This is a genomic window from Enterobacter sp. DSM 30060 (genome assembly GCF_013375955.1).
Classification (GTDB): Bacteria; Pseudomonadota; Gammaproteobacteria; order Enterobacterales; family Enterobacteriaceae; genus Enterobacter; species Enterobacter intestinihominis.
The window spans coordinates 4,099,397-4,119,718 of record NZ_CP056118.1 but is presented as its reverse complement, the minus strand read 5'-3'; the positions used below and the strand labels follow the sequence as shown (position 1 = coordinate 4,119,718).

At 54.9% G+C, this 20,322-nt stretch carries 14 protein-coding genes and 2 pseudogenes; 10 read left to right on the top strand and 6 right to left on the bottom strand.

What is annotated here, in order from left to right; all coding sequences use genetic code 11:
* Positions 1 to 19: 19 nt before the first annotated feature.
* Complete coding sequence (locus HWQ15_RS19675) at positions 20 to 547, bottom strand: GNAT family N-acetyltransferase (protein ID WP_022648161.1); 528 nt, start codon at positions 545 to 547, stop codon at positions 20 to 22.
* 131 nt (positions 548 to 678) lie between these two features.
* Between HWQ15_RS19675 and treZ the strand changes: the two genes are divergently transcribed.
* The 3 genes from treZ to glgX are packed head-to-tail and all read left to right on the top strand — an operon-like array spanning position 679 to position 7,022.
* A complete protein-coding gene (gene treZ, locus HWQ15_RS19670; RefSeq protein WP_063148900.1) occupies positions 679 to 2,466 on the top strand; it encodes a malto-oligosyltrehalose trehalohydrolase in 1,788 nt (595 codons plus the stop codon).
* Positions 2,463 to 4,931 (top strand): malto-oligosyltrehalose synthase, encoded by a 2,469-nt coding sequence (gene treY, locus HWQ15_RS19665; RefSeq protein WP_063148899.1) that lies wholly within the window; start codon positions 2,463 to 2,465, stop codon positions 4,929 to 4,931. The genes treZ and treY overlap by 4 nt, the downstream gene beginning before the upstream one ends.
* A gap of 15 nt (positions 4,932 to 4,946) precedes the next feature.
* Entirely contained in the window at positions 4,947 to 7,022 is a 2,076-nt protein-coding gene (glgX, locus tag HWQ15_RS19660) for a glycogen debranching protein GlgX (protein ID WP_063148898.1), read from the top strand.
* Here glgX and HWQ15_RS19655 read toward each other — a convergent pair.
* Positions 7,019 to 7,567 (bottom strand): winged helix DNA-binding protein, encoded by a 549-nt coding sequence (locus HWQ15_RS19655; RefSeq protein WP_022648157.1) that lies wholly within the window; start codon positions 7,565 to 7,567, stop codon positions 7,019 to 7,021. The two genes, glgX and HWQ15_RS19655, sit on opposite strands and share 4 nt — an antisense overlap.
* Before the next feature lie 223 nt (positions 7,568 to 7,790).
* On the opposite strand from HWQ15_RS19655, the gene HWQ15_RS19650 reads away from it, so the two are divergent.
* The 3 genes from HWQ15_RS19650 to HWQ15_RS19640 are packed head-to-tail and all read left to right on the top strand — an operon-like array spanning position 7,791 to position 10,501.
* Positions 7,791 to 8,513: a DUF969 domain-containing protein gene (locus HWQ15_RS19650; protein ID WP_023306222.1), complete on the top strand. Its 723-nt coding sequence runs from the start codon at positions 7,791 to 7,793 to the stop codon at positions 8,511 to 8,513.
* Positions 8,510 to 9,496: a DUF979 domain-containing protein gene (locus HWQ15_RS19645; RefSeq protein WP_063148897.1), complete on the top strand. Its 987-nt coding sequence runs from the start codon at positions 8,510 to 8,512 to the stop codon at positions 9,494 to 9,496. The genes HWQ15_RS19650 and HWQ15_RS19645 overlap by 4 nt, the downstream gene beginning before the upstream one ends.
* Before the next feature lie 9 nt (positions 9,497 to 9,505).
* Positions 9,506 to 10,501 (top strand): DUF2891 domain-containing protein, encoded by a 996-nt coding sequence (locus HWQ15_RS19640; protein ID WP_063215924.1) that lies wholly within the window; start codon positions 9,506 to 9,508, stop codon positions 10,499 to 10,501.
* Positions 10,502 to 10,504: 3 nt separating this feature from the next.
* On the opposite strand, the gene HWQ15_RS19635 is transcribed toward HWQ15_RS19640, so the two are convergent.
* The 4 genes from HWQ15_RS19635 to HWQ15_RS19620 are packed head-to-tail and all read right to left on the bottom strand — an operon-like array spanning position 10,505 to position 15,479.
* Complete coding sequence (locus HWQ15_RS19635; RefSeq protein ID WP_022648153.1) at positions 10,505 to 11,578, bottom strand: fimbrial protein; 1,074 nt, start codon at positions 11,576 to 11,578, stop codon at positions 10,505 to 10,507.
* 15 nt (positions 11,579 to 11,593) lie between these two features.
* Positions 11,594 to 14,098, bottom strand: coding sequence for a fimbria/pilus outer membrane usher protein (locus tag HWQ15_RS19630; protein ID WP_223862007.1), 2,505 nt, complete (start codon positions 14,096 to 14,098; stop codon positions 11,594 to 11,596).
* Positions 14,099 to 14,139: 41 nt separating this feature from the next.
* Positions 14,140 to 14,808: a molecular chaperone gene (locus HWQ15_RS19625; protein WP_063148895.1), complete on the bottom strand. Its 669-nt coding sequence runs from the start codon at positions 14,806 to 14,808 to the stop codon at positions 14,140 to 14,142.
* A gap of 59 nt (positions 14,809 to 14,867) precedes the next feature.
* Positions 14,868 to 15,479, bottom strand: a complete 612-nt coding sequence (locus tag HWQ15_RS19620; protein WP_022648150.1) for a fimbrial protein — start codon at positions 15,477 to 15,479, stop codon at positions 14,868 to 14,870.
* Positions 15,480 to 15,846: 367 nt separating this feature from the next.
* Here HWQ15_RS19620 and HWQ15_RS19615 point away from each other — a divergent pair, with 367 nt between their 5' ends.
* The 4 genes and pseudogenes from HWQ15_RS19615 (at position 15,847) to HWQ15_RS19600 (ending at position 20,299) form a co-directional block, all read left to right on the top strand.
* The gene (locus HWQ15_RS19615) at positions 15,847 to 16,374 is read left to right on the top strand and encodes a fimbrial protein (protein WP_022648149.1); all 528 of its coding nucleotides are present in this window, start codon (positions 15,847 to 15,849) and stop codon (positions 16,372 to 16,374) included.
* A 44-nt stretch (positions 16,375 to 16,418) separates the two neighbouring features.
* A pseudogene (locus HWQ15_RS19610) lies at positions 16,419 to 17,101 on the top strand (fimbria/pilus periplasmic chaperone).
* Positions 17,102 to 17,139: 38 nt separating this feature from the next.
* Positions 17,140 to 19,721: pseudogene (locus HWQ15_RS19605) on the top strand (fimbria/pilus outer membrane usher protein).
* On the top strand, positions 19,721 to 20,299 hold the full coding sequence (locus HWQ15_RS19600) for a fimbrial protein (protein WP_063215923.1): 579 nt from the start codon (positions 19,721 to 19,723) through the stop codon (positions 20,297 to 20,299). The pseudogene HWQ15_RS19605 and the gene HWQ15_RS19600 overlap by 1 nt, the downstream one beginning before the upstream one ends.
* Positions 20,300 to 20,322: the final 23 nt, after the last annotated feature.

The following is a 20,322-nucleotide window of genomic DNA, read 5'->3' as shown; positions in this document are numbered from 1 at the left end:
GCGGATATAAAATATTTTCTCAAGCCAGCATGTAATACCAGAAAAGGGCGACCTCATCTTTTTCCGGCAGGGCGTTGTAAAGGTAACGATCGTAACCGCCCAGAATAAACCCATAGTGACGATAGAAAAGGCAGGCAGAAACATTAACGTTCTGCGTCTCCAGCCGTAAACCGGGAGCGTTGAGGCTTCGCGCCCAGACGTGGGTGGCAGACATCAGCTTGTGCGCCGCGCCCGTTCGGCGTTTTGAACGCTCCACGGCAATGTAATCCACCGAAATAAATTTATTCCAGTTGCAGGACGCGGTAATAAAACCGGCGATTTCACCGTCATCCGTTTCGGCGATAAGAAATATTGAATCGGGATTAACGCAATGATTTTCCAGCGTCTGGAGATCCAGTTCATAGGTTTTATGATAAGGATCGGTTAGCGCCTCGATATGCAAATCACCATTGAGAAAAGGTTCTCTGGCAATCTCATCGACCGTAAAAGAAAAATCACAACATTCAAGACGGGCGAGGTCGGTGCTTAATCCTTTTCGAATATGCATAGTATTCCTTAAGTGGGAGTTATAAATAGATAATAGACGAAGCGGCATACCCTGCTGGCATAACACTCTGTTCATCCTGGTCTAAGCTTGTATTTCGTTCCGCGTAAAATGTGGTCATTCGAGGACAATGAATGGAATTCAGAACATGTCGCAGGCACTGGGGTGCTGAGTTTATATCCGATGACGTTGTACGTTTTCGCGTCTGGGCAGAAGGGCAGAAAGATCTCACGTTGCGTTTAACCGACACCGACATTCCGATGGCGGCGGTGGGCGACGGCTGGTTTCAGGTTGACGTGCCCGGCGTCAGACACGGTACGCCGTATCAGTTTGTTTTACAGGATGGAATGGCGGTGCCGGATCCGGCCTCGCGCGCGCAACAGGCTGACGTCAACGGCCCGTCGGTGGTAATCGACCCGCGTCACAACCTGCCCGCACAGCGGGAATGGCAAGGGCGGCCATGGGAAGAGACGGTGATCTACGAGATGCATATCGGCACCTTCACCGGGGAAGGAACCTTCAGGGCGGCCATCGATAAATTGCCTTATCTGGCCGAACTGGGTATTACGCAACTGGAAGTGTTGCCCGTGTCCCAGTTCGGGGGCGCGCGCGGATGGGGGTATGATGGCGTACTGCTGTATGCCCCGCACTCAGCTTATGGCACACCGGATGATTTTCATGCCTTCATCGATGCCGCCCACGCGCTCGGGCTTTCCGTGGTGCTGGATATTGTACTCAACCACTTTGGCCCGGAAGGGAACTACCTGCCGTTGCTCTCGCCGGCGTTTTTCCATCAGGATCGTATGACCCCGTGGGGCAACGGTATTGCCTATGAGGTTGAAGCCGTCCGGCAATACATCGCTGAGGCGCCGTTATTCTGGCTCTCGGAGTATCATCTTGACGGTCTGCGCTTCGACGCCATCGACCAGATCCATGACAACGCTGAGACCCATATTCTTCCCGAGATAGCGCAACGGATCCGCGACGCCTTTCCGGATCGGCATATCCATCTGACCACCGAAGACAGTCGCAACGTGATTTTCCTGCATCCGCGCGATGAACATGGTCAGACGCCGCTTTTCACCGCCGAATGGAATGATGATTTTCACAACGCCGCGCATGTCTTCGCGACCGGGGAATCACACGCCTATTTTCAGGATTTTGCCTTTGAGCCGGAGAAAAAGCTGGCGCGGGCGCTGGCAGAGGGCTTTGTCTACCAGGGGGAAATCTCGCTTCAGACCGGGAAATCGCGCGGGGTAGAGTGTCGCGAGCAACCACCGCAGTTTTTTGTCGATTTTATTCAGAATCACGACCAGGTCGGCAACCGTGCCCAGGGGGAGAGGCTTATCTCTCTGGCTGGGGCGGAGAAAACGCGCGTGCTATTCGCGGCGCTGCTCCTGTCGCCACATATCCCGCTGCTGTTTATGGGTGAGGAGTATGGCGAAACGCATCCGTTCCTCTTTTTCACCGACTTCCACGGCGACCTGGCGAAAGCCGTGCGGGAGGGTCGCGCGAAAGAGTTTACCGGCCATGCCGGGCACGATGAAACCGTACCGGATCCCAATGACGTAAATACCTTTATGCGGTCGAAGCTTGACTGGAACAAGGCAGACACAGAGGAAGGCAGGGCGTGGCTGCACGTTACGCGCGAACTGATTGCGCTGCGTCAACGCTTTATCGTCCCGTTACTGAAACAGCGAGGCGCCGTGGAGGGTAACGTCCTGCAAACGGCGCTCGGCATGGTTGCCGTGAGCTGGCGTTTTCCGTCCGGTACGCTGTCGCTGGCGCTGAATATCGGCAAAAAGCCCCTCGCCTTAGCGGACCTGCCCGGAAAAACGATCTTTAGCTGGCCGGAGGCAGTCGAAAACCTGCCGCCGAACAGCATTGTTGTTCGCTTTGCTGATGGAGAAGCAGCGCTATGATCCCTTCCTCTACTTACCGAATTCAGTTTCGCAACGGCATGACCTTCGATCGCGTGGTGGACCTGATTCCGTATATGAAAGACCTCGGAATTAGCCATCTTTACGCGTCGCCTGTTTTCACCGCAACCACGGATTCCACCCACGGCTATGACGTGACCGACCCCAACGAAATCGACCCGGCGATTGGCGGGCGGGAAGGGTTTGACCGCATGGCGGCAGCATTAAAGCATGCGGGAATGGGCCTGATTCTGGATATCGTTCCTAACCATATGTCGACCTCGCTGGAAAACCGCTGGTGGCGCGATGTTATCGAGCATGGTCGGCAGAGCCGCTATGCGGCATATTTTGATATCGACTGGTCCCGACCGCTGACGTTGCCGTTTCTTGGCGACACCTTTGAAGCCGAGCTGGAGCGGGGGGCTATCACCCTGAAACGTGACAGTGTCACTGACAGCGCGGCGTTGGTTTACTATGATACCGCCTATCCGCTTAATCCCGGCACGTATGCCGAAGGCAAGAGCATCGCTGAGATCCACGAGGCGCAAAGCTGGCGGCTGATGTCCTGGCGGGAAGCGCCGAAACAGCTTTCATGGCGGCGCTTTTTTGAAATCACCGGGCTGGTCGGCGTGCGGGTAGAGGATGAGGCGGTATTCGCAGACACGCACCGCCTCATCCTTGAGCTTGTCCACGCCGGGGTTGTCGACGGCCTGCGCATTGACCATGTGGACGGGCTTGCCGATCCGCTGGGCTATTTGCAGCGACTACGTGCGGCGACCGGACCGGATTGCTACATCACGGTAGAGAAGATCCTCGCCAAAGGGGAACAGCTTCCTCCGGAGTGGCCCATCTCAGGTACTACGGGCTATGAGTTTATCGCCTCCCTGGCGGAAGTGCTGGTGGATGATACCAACCTCTCGCGGCTGGAGACGCTCTACGACGAGACGCTGGGTACGACCGTTGACAGGCAGGCGGAACTTCGCAACGCCAAAGGCCTGATGACCGATCGTAATTTTGAAGGTGAATTTACCACGCTGCTCAAAATAGCCAGCGAGCTGGCCGGGCATAACGGTGCCGAAGTGGAGCATGAGGATATCCGCCATGCCCTGCGCGAGCTGCTTATCGCGTTTCCGGTGTATCGCACCTACGGCACCGCACAGGGGCTGACGCCACCGGATGTGGCGCTGCTCAGTCGCGTGGTCGCCAGCGTCAACACCTCTGAACCCGCTCTGAGTCTGATTGTGCGTATTCTTTCCGGCGATCTGCCGGAGCATGACCACGCGCTGGCCTCGCTTTTCCGCACCCGTTTTCAGCAGCTGACCGGGCCGCTGATGGCGAAATCGGTAGAGGATACGCTGTTCTTCCGCCATAACCTGGAGCTGGCCCTGAACGAAGTCGGCGCCGACCCGACGCCGCGCGCGTTTTCACTTTCCCGTTTTCATCAGGAGATGCGCATTCGACTTGCCCGCCAGCCCGATGCGCTGCTGGGAACTTCCACCCACGACACCAAACGCGGCGAGGATGCACGAGCTCGTCTGTATACGCTGACGGAAGCGCCAGATCTGTGGGGAGAAAATCTGGCGCGCTGGCGGCAGATGAACCAGACGCAGGTCCGATTCCTCAACGATGGCACCGCGCCGAACGCCGCCGACACCTGGATGATCTTCCAGGCGCTGGCGGGCGTCTGGCCAGCAACCCTGTCGCCTGAGGATCGTGATGGCCTTAAGTCACTGGAAGAGCGTTTCCTCGGCTTTATCGAGAAAGCCCTGCGCGAGGCCAAGCAGCGTACCGACTGGATCGACAGCAACGAAGGTTACGAGAGCGTGGTCCTGGACTACGTGCGCCATCTGCTTTCCCCGGATAACACCCTGTTCCTGCGTGATTTCAGTGCCGCACTCCAGCCGTTTATTCGGGCTGGGTTAATGAACAGCCTGAGCCAGACGGTGATCAAACTGACTGCGCCTGGCGTACCGGACATCTACCAGGGCAGCGAGGGGCTTAACTTCAGCCTCGTCGACCCGGATAACCGCCGCGAACCGGATTTTGCCGCACTGACGGAAAACCTCAGCGTAACGGATGGCACCGTTTTTAACGATGCGCAACGCTGGCGAGACGGCAGCGTGAAGCAGTACGTCACCGCCACGCTGTTACGGCTTCGGCCACATTACCCCGCGCTTTTCCGCTACGGCGACTGGCTGCCGCTGAAGGTAACCGGCGAGCGGGAGGAGAATCTGATCGTTTATGCCCGCATCAAAGATGACGAGGCGCTGATCGTCGCCGTGCCGCGCCTGGTGTTTGACGTCACCGATAATGCGATGCTGTGGGCCAATACTACCGTGGCCATACCCCAGGCGCTGGCCGGGAAGCACTACCGGGATCTGTTTACCGGTGAGCGTCGCCTTCTGCCAGAGACGCTGGATTTAACGTCTGAAAAGGGATGTTTGTTGGTTCTGCTTACCTGCGAATAATCGAGGAGAACAAAAATGCCAAAGGATACAACGTTTGAAATTCGGGCCGGTCATGGCCAACAGTTGGGCGCAAATTATGACGGAAAAGGGGTGAACTTCGCCCTGTTTTCTGCCCACGCGGAGCGGGTGGAGCTGTGTCTGTTTGATCCTTCGGGAAAAACAGAAATCGCCCGTCTGGAACTGCCGGAATATACCCATGAGGTCTGGCACGGCTATGTGCCGGACCTGAAACCGGGGGCGCTGTATGGCTACCGCGTTTACGGCCCCTACGATCCGGAGAACGGTCACCGCTTCAACCCCAATAAGCTGCTTATTGACCCCTATGCCCGTGAACTGGTAGGTGAAATTGAGTGGAACGATGCCCACTTCGGCTATGAGCTGGGACACGACGAGCTGGATCTCAGTTTTGACACGCGAGACAGCGCGCCGTTTACGCCCAAATGTAAGGTCATCGACCCCAATGCCGTTGACTGGCAGGACTCACGCCGGCCCGATATCCCGTGGCCGCATACCGTGGTCTATGAAAGCCACGTTAAAGGCTTTACCCAGCTTAACCCGGCTATTCCGCCTGAACTGCGCGGTACGTTTGAGGGGATGGGGCATAAAGCCTCGGTGGAGTACATCAAAAGCCTCGGCATTACCTCGGTCGAGCTGCTACCGGTTCACTGGTTCCCGGACGATCAGCACCTGCTCGATCGCGGCCTGAAAAACTTCTGGGGCTATAACTCGCTCGGTTTCTTTGCGCCAGCGTCCCGCTATTACGGCCCGGCGGGGATCCAGGGTTTCCGCGACATGGTGCGTGCTTATCATGACGCGGGCATCGAGGTGATCCTAGACGTGGTCTATAACCACACGGCGGAGGGCAACGAGCTGGGACCAACCCTGTCGTTTAAGGGGATTGATAACTTCTGCTATTACCGCACCATGCCGGATCAGCACCGGTATTACATTAATGACACTGGCACCGGGAACACCGTAAACACCTCGCACCCGCGCGTGTTGCAGATGGTCATGGACTCCCTGCGTTACTGGGCGGAATCGATGCAGATTGACGGTTTCCGCTTTGACCTCGGAACCATTCTCGGACGCGAGCCGGAGGGATTTGACCCGCGCGGCGGCTTCTTTGATGCCGTGACCCAGGATCCGGTGCTGTCGAAGCTGAAGCTTATCGGTGAACCGTGGGATATCGGCCCAGGGGGGTATCAGGTGGGGGGCTTCCCGCCAGGCTGGGGCGAGTGGAACGACAAATACCGCGACACGGTACGTGAATACTGGAAGGGAGATAACGTTTCTAACGATTTTGCCGCCCGTCTGTTAGGGTCCGGTGATTTGTACGATCTGCGCGGACGTCGTCCGTGGGCCAGCGTCAATTTTATCACCGCGCATGACGGCTTTACGCTGAACGACCTGGTATCCTACAACGAGAAGCATAACGCCGATAACGGGGAAGATAATAACGACGGACATAACGATAACCGGTCGTATAACTACGGTGAAGAAGGGCCGACGGAGAACCCCGATATCATCGCCACCCGCGAGCGGCAAAAGCGCAACTTCCTCACCACGCTCTTCTTCTCCCACGGCACGCCGATGCTGCTGGCAGGTGATGAGTTTGGCCGGACGCAAAAGGGCAATAATAACGGCTATTGCCAGGACAGCGAGATCTCCTGGATAAACTGGGAAGGACTCTCTGAAAACGACGAGAAGCTGCGCGACTTTACCCGTCGGTTGATTGCTCTGCGCGCTGAGCAGCCGCTGCTGCGCCGTGAAAACTGGCGCGACGGGCTTGAGATCCGCTGGTTTAACGCCGGTGGCGGACCGCAGCAGTCTGAGCAGTGGGACGAGGGTTCCACCCTTGGTCTTGCCATCAGCCGTCCGGATCTTGAGCAGGAAGAGGGCATCTGGCACGACGTGCTGATGCTGTTTAACCCGTTTGAAGGCACGGTGCCATTTCAGATCCCGCAGTTTGGCGAAGGGGGCTGGGTGCTGGAGCTTTCGACGGCGGATGATGCCCCCACAGGGGAAATCATCACGGAATCCGTCGATTATGAACTGGTCGGGCGGAGCATAACGCTTTTCCGCCGTCCTTAAAGCGAGGCCGCCGCGCGTGCGGCGGTATCATACAGGGAGGAGATCGCGCGGAGTAACTGCGCGGTCTCACCAATCGACGCGCCCGGAATGCCGCTTTCCGCATGAATGTTGATCAGGCAGGCTTCCCGTACCTCCCGGTACTTCATGCACAGCGCTTTGCCTTCCTCCGTCGTCGAGAAAAAGAGCTCTTTCCCCGCTTTTTCACTGGTGACGTAACCCGCCTTTACCAGCTTTTTCAGCGCATACGTCACCACGTGGGTATCTTCCACGTTCAGCACAAAGCAGATGTCGGCCAGCTTTTTCTTGCGGTTGCGGTGGTTTACGTGGTGCAGAAGCGAGACGTCGAAAGCGCCCATATCCGGTTCACCTGCTGCGGTCATGCAGCGCACCATCCATTTGTTAAACGCATTGCTGGTCATGATCAGCGCATATTCCAGCTCCGACAGTTCGGCACATCGCTCTGAGACGAGATGGCGGGAGGAGACGATACGCCCGTCCGCAATATCGTCGTGGTTTAACGCTGTTTTCGTTTTCTTTGTCGTCATACCGATCCTTTCTCCAGAATGTAAACCCGTCGATAAAACAAGAACATTTTATTGATAAATTGTTTACATGTTTTTGACGTTCAGATATAGCTTTTTAGTGCAGGTTCTGTGGAGCCTGACGCAAAACACAACATCGCGCGCCGTAATGCACCGGCTTCGCTCTGCTGCGAAGTATAAAAATAGCCGTCGGCGCGCAACGCTCACTTTGGATAGGGTAACGTTTATGGACAGTTCTACACTGTTGCCACTTATCGGGATTCCGGTGGTGGTTATTGGTTTTGCACTGCGTTTCAACCCGCTGCTGGTTGTCGTGGTGGCGGGGCTGGCAACGGGCCTGCTGGTTGGCATGGATTTCGGTATGCTGCTGGAAACCTTTGGCGAAAAGTTCGTGAATAGCCGATCGCTCGCCACTTTCATTCTGATCCTGCCGGTGATTGGCCTGCTGGAGTATTACGGGCTGAAAGAGCGCGCCCAGGCCTGGGTCGCGAAGATCGCCAGCGCTACCTCGGCGCGTATCCTGATGCTCTACTTTGTTGCCCGCGAAGGGACGGCTGCGCTGGGCCTGATGTCGCTTGGCGGCCACGCACAAACGGTGCGTCCTCTGCTGGCGCCGATGGCCGAAGGGGCGGCCCTGAATGAATACGGCGAACTGCCGCAGACTATCCGCGACAAAATCAAAGCCCATGCCGCCGCCTGTGACAATATCGCGGTTTTCTTTGGGGAAGATATCTTTATCGCCTTTGGCGCGGTACTGCTGATTGATGCGTTCCTGAAAGAGAACGGGATCGAGGGGATCGAACCGCTGCATATCGGCCTGTGGGCCATTCCGACCGCTATTGCGGCACTGGTCATCCATATGACGCGTCTGCTGCGCCTCGACGCCAGCATTCGTCGCGACGTGATGGCCTGGAGAGCAGAGCAGGGTACGCAGGAGATCGCACCATGATGACCTTTATCACCATTAACCGCGTGTACTACCTGATCGGCTTTGTCGTGATGCTGCTGGTTGTGATGACCCTTCGCGATCGCGCTAACCCGAAACGCTATACCACCGCGCTGTTCTGGTTTCTGTTTGGCGGGATCTTCCTGTTTGGCGATCTGATGGTGCAGGAGCTGGGTAAGTCGCTGGCGTATCGCATTATTGGCGGCGCCGTTATCGTGATTGCGCTACTGGCCGGTTTCGGGCTGGTCGGGAAGGGGCATTATAAAATGTCCACCGAGGAGGAGCGGGTTGCCTCATCACACCGGCTGAAAAACTGGCTATTCTTGCCCGCGCTGATGATCCCGGTGGTGACGGTCATCGGGACGCTGTTTATGAAAGGCGTGTCGATTGGCGGTGTCTATCTGCTCGACCAGAAGCAGCTTACGCTGGCGGCGCTGTGCGTGGCCTGCGTGGCGGCTATCCTCACCGGCTGGTGGCTGACAAAAGGTACGCCGCTGCATGCGGTTCGTCAGTCGCGTCGGCTGGTCGATACCATTGGCTGGGCGGTGATCCTGCCGCAGATGCTCGCCATGCTCGGCGGGGTGTTTGTGGTGGCGAATACTGGCGAATCGGTACAAAAGGTGGTCAGCCTGTTTGTGAACCCGGACAGCCGCTTCATGCTGGTGGTCATTTATTGCGTGGGAATGGCGCTGTTTACCATGATTATGGGCAACGCCTTCGCTGCCTTCCCGGTGTTAAGCGCCGGTATCGCTCTGCCATTCCTGATTAACGTCCATCACGGTAACCCGGCACCATTGCTGGCTATCGGCATGTACGCAGGCTATTGCGGCACGCTGATGACCCCGATGGCCGCCAACTTCAACATCGTGCCCGCCGCGCTGCTGGAGCTAAAAGACAAATATCAGGTTATCAAGATCCAGATCCCGACCGCGTTAACCTTGCTGTTGGTGAACGTGTTCTTAATGTATTTCCTCGTGTTTCGCTAAGGAGCTGCAATGGAATTAACGCAACATCAGGCTGACGCCTTCGCCAGAATGCCGTTGACCTATTTACGTCAGGAATATCCGAACCACATTATGCATCTGCTCAACGATGACGGCGACGTTCTGCCGCCTCGCGAACTGCACCCGATCTTTTACGGCTGTTTTGACTGGCACTCTGCGGTGCACGGCTACTGGCTGCTGCTGCGCTGCCTGCGTCTCTGGCCCGAACTGCCGTGTCGGGAAGAGATCATCACTCTCTTCGAAGAACACCTGACCGACGAGAAGGTGGCGAAGGAGCTGGCCTATTTTACCGCGCCGTTCCGCGCGTCGTTTGAGCGACCTTATGGCTACGGCTGGCTGCTGGCGCTGGCCCAGGAGCTGAAACAATCGTCACTGCCGCAGGCGGAGCGCTGGTACCAGACGCTGCAACCGTTAACGCGGGATATTCGCCAGCGGCTGGTGGATTACCTCAGCAAGCTTACCTATCCGATCCGCGTCGGGACGCACTACAACACGGCGTTTGCACTCGCTCTGGGGCTGGATTATGCCCGGGCGGTGAACGATGACACGCTTGAGCGCGCCATCCTGGACGCGGCAACGCGGTATTACCTCGCGGACACGCATTATCCTGCGCATTATGAGCCGGGTGGCGACGAGTATATCTCCGGAGCGCTGACCGAGGCCCTGCTGATGAGTAAGGTGGTGGAGGATTTCCCGGCCTGGTTCGATGCGTTTCTGCCTGAAGTGGGCGCCGTTTCTGCGCTCATGAACCCGGCTGAGGTGAGCGATCGCACCGACCCGAAAATCGCGCATCTGGACGGTCTCAACCTCAGCCGTGCCTGGTGTATGAAGCACATTGCCCGCGCCCTGCCGGAAAATCATCACGCCCGGAAGCCATTGCGCGATGCCGTTGCGCGCCATCTCTCGGCGAGCGTGGAGCATGTTGTCGGCAGTCACTACAGCGGCGGGCACTGGCTGGCGAGTTTTGCGCTGCTGGCACTGGAGTAGCGCTTAGTTGTATATCAGACTAAATGTTGCCAGGCTGTCTGCCAGCCCCGCGGTGGCCTGGGTTTCGGTGCGCACATATTGTGCGTCGTAATCCAGGGAAAACGCGGTCTGCCGGGCAGCGTTGGCAAAAGGTTCGACACCGGTGCTGTTGAGAGGAACGGTTGTCCCTCTGGCGGCACCGTAGTTATCGCCATACAGAATGCGGATCCCCACGCCGGTAGCGGCGCTCTCCTGTTGACTTAGCGCCAGCACATCGTGATTCTGCGCGTCTTTTTCAGTCGGACCAAAGAACCCGATCTTCACCGCTGCCGTTTGGGATGCGTCACAGACCAGAGGGATGATGAAGCGGTGTTTATCCCCATCCATTCCTTTGTTGAGATCGCTTACGCTACTTTGTCCCATATTGACGGTGATGTTGTTATCCGAGATATAACAGCTCGATTTATGCACTTTCAGGTCGGCGGCAGCGACTTCCACCGTCACGCCAGCTTCAGATATCACCGCGCCGTTAGCATCCTCCAGAATCAGCGTTCCTGCGCGAATTTGCCCGCTGTTCGGCTGTTCATAGACAATCTCCTGCGCGGTTTTATAAAACACGACGAAGAACTGGGTCGCCATTTGCGAGGGATCGTTTGTGCTGCAAATCGCAACGCTGTCATCCCCCGAGGCGATGTAATGCACGGGTTCAGCTGCACAGTGCGTGGTTTCGCGAATGCCCACCGCAAACCCGACGCCGGGAATATCTGGCACGTCATAAACGGAGGCCGGGGCGCCCGTACCGTTCGGCGCCACGCCGCTGACGGGCGCTACGGTTAAGGCGTTATTGGCCACAAAGCGCATCGTTACCGGGCCGGTTCCCTCAGGACAGTTATAAAACGAGCGGTTTTCCTGGCCCAGGATAGCGCCTGAAAGCATCGACCCCGGAGGGATCGAGGGGTTATCAGTGATCGAGTAGTTTTGAAAGTTAATGACCGCATCGCCCATGGTCGGCGGGCAGGTCTGAGACGCCCTTGCCGTAGCGTGAATCAGCAAAAAAGCGAGCATCAGGAGATTGATTAAACGGTTGATATTGTTCACAGGTATCTCAGTAAGTTATTGGCACTGAAGGTTCATAAGCGTGACCGGAGTGCGGCCAGCGGTATCCGGAAGGCGTAATGGGGCGCTACAGCGCATATCCTGGCCTTTCTGCCGCCAGCTGGCATGCAAGGTCCCGCGTAGCGGCACGCCGCTGAGATAGACCTGTCCTGCTTCGCCAACGATGCCGACGCTTGATTTCGCAGACGTCCCGTTCGAGACATACGCGCTGGCGCCAAATGGAAGCGGGCGCCCGTGTGCCGTAAGGGTGATGAGCGTTCTGATGCCCACGTGGGTATGGTAATTCGCCAGGACGACCGCGCCGCTGGTCGGCACAATCGTTCTGCTGTTCTGGTCCAGATCGACATTTTCTGCCAGCGTTTCGGTATCCAGCGAAATGGTGTTTTTGTGATACGCCGATAAGGTTGGCATCACGGCATAACCTCGGGAGTCGGTGTGAACATTGGTCGCCCCTTCAACCTGAACGTCCGACGCCTCGTCAGCGCGGAGCAGCGCCAGGGTATCCCCAAGGCTTTGGCTCAACGTCACCCCATACTGTGTTGCCACAATGCCGCCTGCCGCGCCGTAGTTCACGCGGTTGCTATAGCGATCGTGGCTGTACCCGAGACTGGCGCTGCCATAACCGCCGTGATAAGCCAGCGCAAGGTTGCTGTTCGCGGTATTGGCCTGGTTGTCGAAGCCCTGCTGGAGGTTATAGTTCAGGCGATCGTGGGCCAGCGCCGTACCATACAGCGAAACCTGCCGGGTAGTATGGCCATCAAGGTTATTGTTGAGGCTGTAGCTGGTTGTTGCGCCGGGTAGCCAGCGGCTGAGTGGGACGCTGATGCTAAGGTTTATCGCCCGTTCGTTGTCGCTATCATCAGCGCTTGAGCGGGTGAGATAATACCCAACACTCAACGACACCCCTTTGTAGTTAGCGTAATAGCCAAGATGGACGGTTTGATCGACCGCCGAGGCGTTCCAGTAATCCTGACGGTAAAAGGATGCGCTGATATTGCCCAGCGCACCGAGATCCTGCGTCAAACTGAACTGTGTGCGGTTACGCCGGTTATGCACGTGCTGGTCTGGATCGCTGTCATCATTTGCTTCACTGAAACTGTAAAAGTCATGCGTCGTATAATGGCTGGTCGAAAGGGTGAGCGACGTGTTCGTTTCAGCGAGATTTTTTTGGTACTGAGCGCGTATTTGCTGCCCGAGGGCCAGCCTGTCATCACTGAGGTGTGCTTTCGCCGCAACGGTGTCCACACCCAGTGCCCCAAACCGGCCAAAATCTTTACCTAATCCCAGCGCGAGAGCCTGATAGTGGCCGGAAAGCTCCGCTCCGCCGTACAGCGTCAGGCTTGAAGACAATCCGTAAAAGGCGGAGGCCTGAACAAACGGCGGGGTGTCGCCCTCGGCGTCAGGGCTGTTATACCGTCCGGCGCTGGCGCTGAATTTCAGTCGTTTCTCCCGTAGCATGAAGGCCACCGAGGAGTAGGGTTGGGTGAACGTGCGTTCGCTGCCATCACTTTCATGGACCGTGATCTCAAGATCGCCGCTTTGCGAAGTAGGGAAGAGATCGCTAATGACAAATGCGCCAGGAGCAACATAGGTTTCATAGATGGTGTAACCGTGCTGGCGAACGCTGACGCGGGCATTGCTGTGAGCGACCCCGCGGATCGTGGGCGCGAAACCGCGCTGGCTGTCCGGCAGCATATTCTCATCCGAGGCAAGCTGAAGCCCCGTAAACTGAAAACTGTCAAAAACCTCGCCAGACGTGTAGGCATTCCCTATTGTTAACGCGCTCTTCAGCGGCGTAATGGCCCGCTGGAGTGATGTTCCCTGAGACTGCCAGTGATGGGTATTACCATATTCAAACGTGGCGTAATTGCGTAAACGCCACGCCCCCAGGTTGATACCGGATCGCAGGCTCAGATAGCTGCTGTTGTCATGAATATTGTCGATGTTGGTTGTCGAGCCCGTAAGATTGTAATCGACAAAAGCAGCGGGGATGCCGTCGTCCCACTGTTCGGGAGGAATATAATCGGCACTTTTTTGCAACATGGCTGCCTGCGGAATGCTGAAAACCAGCCGATGATGGGTGAAGTCAAAATGCGTCGACGCATCGGGAATATATTTGCCGATGTCCGTAAATGTCTCCTCGTCATGCAGCGCATCGAACGAAGAGAAGGCCGCGATGTTTACCCCAAGTCTCTTGAGGTACGCCAGGTTGAGGACCGGTGAGAGCGTTCCCCCGGTATCGACAAATGCAATTTCGCGCTCATCCCGCTGCGTCTGGTTAACAACAACCGCGACACGATAATGTCCCGGCTGCTGACCGCCTTGTCGGGAAAAATAGCTTAAGTCGCTAGCCTGCTGCTGATCTGCGGTGATCTCCAGCGCCTGAGGATCGAAGTACTCATCGGCCTGTGCCCGGCGCACATGAATGCCAGACGTGACCGCACCCGCAAGCATCGCGAGCGTATAAATGCGGGGTAAATTGCGTGGGCCGAGAGAATGCATGTGCGGTCGTTGGCTTTCGCCAAAGGCGTGTTGTCACAGCGTCAGGATTGCGTGGCGACTCTCGTCAGCCCGCCGTAATCGTTGATCGCCTGCCAGCGAATGGTCCCCGAGCAGGGAATGTGCCATTGACGATCGGAGAAGGGGTCAATCATTCCCGGCATTTCAACGTCGGTGTTCCCAACGCTGACCTTGTAAAACGATACAAACCAGGGCGAGGGGTTGTGTGCGCTAAGCGTATTATTACGACAGGTAAATTTTAATTTTTTGTAGGCAAGTTCGGCATTGCCTTTCAACCCTGCGGGACGGAAAAATAACTTGAATTTTGACTTCACGTTAATCTGCAATTTGTTGCTGTTTGCTTTTTTGCTCGGGGCAATATTTTTGATGTTAAGCCAAAAAACAGATTCCCGGTCAGTGGGTAATGGCGTTCCAAGATAATTGATGCGCAGCGAGTTTTTCTGTTCCGCATCTAAACGAAATAACGTAGGCGTCACGATAAAGGGCGGAGCGGTTTTATTCTTACTGTCAATATTTTCAATCCACGACTGAATAAGATAAGGGGTTTCTTTTTCCATATTGGTAATGGAAATTGCCACTTCTCTTTGCCCCTCAAGGTAAACAACACGCGTACCGCCCATCACAACCCCCGCGTGTGCTGACAGACTCATGCCGAGCGAATAAAAGAACAGGGCCGCGGTGAGTTTCTTCATTTTCAGATCCCCGTAGAGGAAAAAGATAAGCAGAGAAAGCTCTGCTTATCATCAGTCGATCAGTTATAAACCATCAGGAAATTGGCATCTGCGTCGGCTTCTCCGGTGCTGACGACATCGGTGGTGGCATTATAATTGGCGTAGAAATTGAGTGTTTTTGAATCTTCCCCTTCGGCAAGGTCGATACTCTGAGAAATATCACCAATTTTAATCTGCGTGTTACGGTCGCTTTCATAGAGTTTAACGGCAACGCCAGTCGCCGTATTGCCATCGCTGTCCACGGAGGAATTTAAACCCAGCAGGGTATTATCATTCGCATCTTTGTTACCATCAAACAACACGGCAACGGTTTTAACGGAATCCGGGCAACCTTCAACTGAGATCTGGAAAGGCGTGCGCGTGGTCTCTTTTTGGGTGGCAAAGTAGCTTGCAGCCCAGGTGCCTAATTCAACGGTTTGCCCTGCTGAGTCGGTGGTGATATTACAGGATGCATCGGTAATCTTACCGGTAAAATGGACTACGCCGCCCGTGCCCTGAGTCCCCGCATCGTTCTCTGGGTTGGTATTAATATTATTGTCGCTGTCACCAGAAGGAAGGCCCGCCAGCGCACTGCCACTTGCCATCATCAGGCCACAAAGGGTTAATGCGATCATGTTTTTTTTGTTGATCATGCCTATTGTTCTCATTCGCTCAAATATGTCAGTCTGGATATGCTGCTAGCAACACTGCCGGTGGCGTTATTGCTCAGAAAAAACAGCGCGAATGCTAACAAAATGCCAATCCAGGCCATAACAAAAGGTTGTCTAAAATTAAATTACTTTATTTTACGAAACTCCGTAACTTTCTTGTAACCTTACTTCGGGTTTGCTGATGTCGTTTATTGATGTTGCGAATCTAATTCCTGCCTGAGGGTTTATATTTGCCTTGTCACAAACGGTGCATTATTCATTGTGAGCTCAGTGGAGCTACTTTGTTATTGTCTCGTCCTGGCAGGAATAAAAATGAAGATATTTATTATTTCTATTGGGATATCAACGAATGAAACTGACTAAAATTGGTGCGACGCTTATTCTGACTTTCTGTGGCGCGAGCGCGGCGACGGCTTCTAACACTATCACATTTAATGGAACGGTGCTCGATCAGGGTTGTGATATTGCCGTTGATGGCGGCACGGCAAATGCGACCGTTGATCTGGGCTCAACGGCGGCAACCGACCTCGCTACAAAAGGCGACCTTGGCGCGCCAAAACAGTTTGTGTTCGACCTGAATAACTGCCCAACCAGCACGACTGCAAATATTGTCTTCTCAGGCCCTGTTGATGCTGTTGCAGCCGATCCATCCTATTTTGCAAACACTGCTACGCTGGGTGCGGCAACCAACGTGGCCGTTCAGCTCAAGCAGGGCGGCTCAAATGGTACCATCGTCAAAAATAATGCAGATAACGATCCTATTACTTTCACCGATGGCACAGCGAGTCAAACCTATACCGCGCAGATGATTGCCACCGGGCAGGCCGTTGCCGGCGATGTTAACGCTGTTATTACCTACAACGTCCGTTATAACTGATTCCGCAGGAGGGGAAACCCTCCTTTTTAGTTTGTGAGTGCATTATGAAACCCATCGCCGCTGTTATTTTTTGCGTGGCCAGCGCCGCCAGCCTGAACGCGTCCGCCAGTATTGTTACCGGGAGTACGCGGGTTATTTTTGACGGCTCCCGCCAGGCCGCCTCTTTGTCCGTTGAAAACTCTGACAAGGTTACTAACCTGGTACAGTCGTGGATTAGCCCGGCTAAAGGCAGCCCGTTAAAAAAGAAAATATGATTATTACGCCACCGCTATTCCGTCTGGAAGCCGGGAAAAAAGCGTCAATTCGTATTGTGCGTTCAGGTTTACCTGTTCCGGAAGATCGTGAATCGCTGTTATGGCTGAACGTGAAAGGGATCCCCGCTACCGACGGTAGTGAAGGTAAAAATACGATGCAAATTGCCATCAACTCAAAGATTAAGCTGATCTACCGTCCGGCAGCATTACAGGGGCAGACGCCAGAATCCAGTGCGGAAAAGCTTAAGTGGAACCTGACCGCGAAGGGTTTACAGGTCAATAACCCGACACCTTTTTATATGAACTTCTCACGAATTGAAATTAATCACCAGGCGTTAAGCGGGCAGTATTTTGTCGCGCCATTCTCCACGTTGAGTATTTCTGAAGGTGTTATGTCACCTCACGGCAAAGTAACCTGGTCGCTTATTAATGATTATGGCGTGAAAGGCCCGGACAAAGTCACCTCATATTAATCGACACCGTAAGTCTCCCGCACGGATACAGGGTTACAATGGAAAAAGTGAAACAAACCTACGTCCTTTCTTTAGGGCTCGGGCTCAGTGTTGTCTTTAGTTCTTTCAGCGCACGTGCGCAGGAACATTTCAACCCTCATCTTTTGGAAACAGACAGCGCAGAAGTGCCAGCAATGGATCTCAGTCTGTTTGCCAAAGATGAGGTGCCGCCCGGGGACTATAACGTCGACATTTTTATCAACGGCAATCTGGTAGACAGTAAAACCCTCTCTTTTCGACGGTTGAAAAGTGCCCCTACGTCAGACCGCACAGGGGCATGCTTAAACGTCACTCAGCTGAAAGCCTGGAACGTTCGTGTCGATAACTATTTTGGCGAACAGGAAAAAGCCAGCGAATGTGTGGATCTGTATGCCATCCCAGGCGCGGACGAAAAAATCGATCTGGCGCAGCAGCGTTTCGACCTGATCCTGCCGCAGGTTGCTTTATTTAACACCGCAAGGGGTTATGTTTCACCGGAGCGCTGGGATGAAGGGATCACGGCGGGTTTACTTAATTACAGCGTCTCAGGTCAACAGGATCTGCATCAGCGCAACGGCACCGACAGCAGTAATCAGTTTCTTAGCCTGCAACCGGGGCTGAACGTAGGCGCCTGGCGCTTTCGCAACTATTCCACCTATACCCATTCCGAATCCGAAAATGACTGGGATTCCGTGTATACCTACGCCTCACGGGATATTAAATCTCTCAAAAGCCAGCTGGTGCTGGGACAAGGAACCACGCGCGGCGGCATTTTTGATAGCGTCGGTTTTACCGGTGTACAAATGTACTCGGATAACGATATGAAGCCGGACAGCATGCAAGGCTTCGCCCCGGTAATACGCGGTATAGCCCGCAGCAATGCCGAAGTGACGGTATACCAGAACGGTCACAGCATTTATAAGGCTACCGTGCCGCCGGGGCCGTTCGAATTCAGCGATATGTATCCGACCGGCAGCTCCGGCGATCTGCAGGTGGTGATCAAAGAGTCCGACGGTACGCAAAGTAGCTTTATTGTGCCTTACGCCACGCTGCCGGTATTGCAACGTGAAGGTCAGGTACAGTATGGCCTGGTGGCGGGCAAAACCCGTCAGGACGGGTCGGGTTCACGTGCAGAGGATTTTAACTTTATTCAGGGATCAGCGGCCTGGGGCGTCGGAAAAGGGATCACGCTTTACGGCGGCTATATTCAGGCGGAAGACAATTATTCCAACCTGATTGCCGGAACTGGTTTTAATATGGGCAGCGCCGGAGCGCTCTCATTTGATATTTCCCAGTCGTGGGCGGATATCCCGCAGCCGGACAACATGCGACAACAGGAACACCATAGCGGCCAGTCGTATCGCGTGCGCTACAGTAAGACGCTTCAGCAGACCAACACCGATATTGCCGTCGCCGGTTATAAATTTTCAACCCGGGGTTATCTTTCGTTTCAGGACTTCCTCAATGACTGGGATCCGGGCAATAGCACTATTGATAATGGCCGGGAGCGAAACCGTTTTGATGTGACAATCTCACAGACGTTGCCTTTCGGCACCCTGTCACTGAGCATGTACGACGCCTCTTACTGGAACAGTGAACATGCGGACTCCATGAACCTGGGCTTCAGCAGCACGCTTGGACCGGTGTCGTACTCGCTGAACTATGCCCACTCTAAAAACGTCAATGGCGGTTACAATAACGATTCCGATAACTACGACGACGATAACGTCTTCTCGCTTAACCTGAGCGTACCGTTCAGCGCCTTCAGCCACAGTGAAGCGGCCCGGTCTGTTTCGGCTAACTATTCGATGAACAGTAGTAAAAACGGCGATACCACGCACAACATCGGAATTTCCGGTACCGCGATGCAGGAAAACCAGCTGAACTGGCAGGTTTCAGAAGGCTATAACGCCGATTCTGAAGCTACTAACGGCAATATCACTGTGGGTTATCAAAGTACTTATGCCGATATGTCCGCAGGCTATAGCTACGACGATTACAGCCGACGAGTGAATTACAGCCTGCGCGGGGGCGTGGTGCTGCATCGCGACGGTATCACCCTGGCGCGTCAGCTGAACGATAGCGTAGCGCTGGTTGAAACACCGGGTGTTTCCGGTATGCCGATCAACGGGCAGACGAACGTTCATACCGATTATTTCGGTAACGCCATTGTGCCGTACGTTCGTCCGTATCACAGCAATTCGATCTCACTCAACACAGTGGATGCCAGCGATACTTCTGCGGCCATTGATAACATCGCCAAAACCGTGGTGCCGACCAAAGGGGCGGTAGTACGCGTGAAGTACAACACCTGGATTGGACAAAAGGCGATGATGACGCTGACCTACAACGGTAAACCGGTGCCGTTTGGCGCAGTAGTAACACAAACCAGCGGCGAGTCGGATGACACGCGCAGCAGTATTGTTGGCACGGCGGGGAAGTGTATCTCGTCGGGCTCGCCGGGAAAGGGCGGTTAATTGTTAAGTGGGGGGAGGCGGCGAACAAGCAGTGCGCCGTTGATTACACACTTGCCGGCGCAAAAACAGAGGCCGATATTTTATTCATCAACGGGGTTTGCCATCCCGTATCGGGAGCAAATTAATGGCACGCTTCATTATTCTCCGTTCCGGCCTTAAATCGCTCATCGGCCCGGGAATGGTATTCATGCTGAGCGTGTCGCCGGCAATGGCGTACACCGATCGCAATGATATTGAGTTCCATGTCACCGGAAACATTATTGATGGCTCATGTAACGTCACCAAACCGGAGGCAGTCGACCTCGGGAAATATTACTGGAAAGACTTTGCCGTAGCGGGGGGGAACACAGGAAATGTGCCAGTGACCATCGCGTTTGACAGCTGCACCGCAGGGTTAAGCCAGGCAACGGTTACCTTTACAGGCGCACCTTACGCTGAAGATCCGGCTTATGCTTCTGTCATTTACGCCAATCAGGTGGCGGCAGATGCAGGCGGCGCGACCGATGTCGGCCTTCAGTTGTTTATCCGTGATCACGAACATCCCATCAGCGGTGTCGCGCTGGCCAACGGCGTGAGCTACCCGGTTGCGCTCGAAAACCAAACCGGCGCGATGACTTTTACTGCCCGAATGTATACCCCACATGGGACCCCAACACCGGGTGCATTCAGCAGTGCGATTACATTGAATGTTGTTTATAACTGAGCTTAAGTGAGCAGACTAATTTC

What these genes read in the sequence shown, in the direction of transcription:
- HWQ15_RS19620 (WP_022648150.1), bottom strand. Translation starts at nt 15,479, where the DNA reads ATGATCAACAAAAAAAACATGATCGCATTAACCCTTTGTGGCCTGATG.
- HWQ15_RS19625 (WP_063148895.1), bottom strand. Translation starts at nt 14,808, where the DNA reads ATGAAGAAACTCACCGCGGCCCTGTTCTTTTATTCGCTCGGCATGAGT.
- HWQ15_RS19630 (WP_223862007.1), bottom strand. Translation starts at nt 14,098, where the DNA reads ATGCATTCTCTCGGCCCACGCAATTTACCCCGCATTTATACGCTCGCG.
- HWQ15_RS19655 (WP_022648157.1), bottom strand. Translation starts at nt 7,567, where the DNA reads ATGACGACAAAGAAAACGAAAACAGCGTTAAACCACGACGATATTGCG.
- HWQ15_RS19645 (WP_063148897.1), top strand. Translation starts at nt 8,510, where the DNA reads ATGATGACCTTTATCACCATTAACCGCGTGTACTACCTGATCGGCTTT.
- HWQ15_RS19600 (WP_063215923.1), top strand. Translation starts at nt 19,721, where the DNA reads ATGGCACGCTTCATTATTCTCCGTTCCGGCCTTAAATCGCTCATCGGC.
- glgX (WP_063148898.1), top strand. Translation starts at nt 4,947, where the DNA reads ATGCCAAAGGATACAACGTTTGAAATTCGGGCCGGTCATGGCCAACAG.
- HWQ15_RS19640 (WP_063215924.1), top strand. Translation starts at nt 9,506, where the DNA reads ATGGAATTAACGCAACATCAGGCTGACGCCTTCGCCAGAATGCCGTTG.
- treZ (WP_063148900.1), top strand. Translation starts at nt 679, where the DNA reads ATGGAATTCAGAACATGTCGCAGGCACTGGGGTGCTGAGTTTATATCC.
- HWQ15_RS19650 (WP_023306222.1), top strand. Translation starts at nt 7,791, where the DNA reads ATGGACAGTTCTACACTGTTGCCACTTATCGGGATTCCGGTGGTGGTT.
- HWQ15_RS19615 (WP_022648149.1), top strand. Translation starts at nt 15,847, where the DNA reads ATGAAACTGACTAAAATTGGTGCGACGCTTATTCTGACTTTCTGTGGC.
- HWQ15_RS19675 (WP_022648161.1), bottom strand. Translation starts at nt 547, where the DNA reads ATGCATATTCGAAAAGGATTAAGCACCGACCTCGCCCGTCTTGAATGT.
- treY (WP_063148899.1), top strand. Translation starts at nt 2,463, where the DNA reads ATGATCCCTTCCTCTACTTACCGAATTCAGTTTCGCAACGGCATGACC.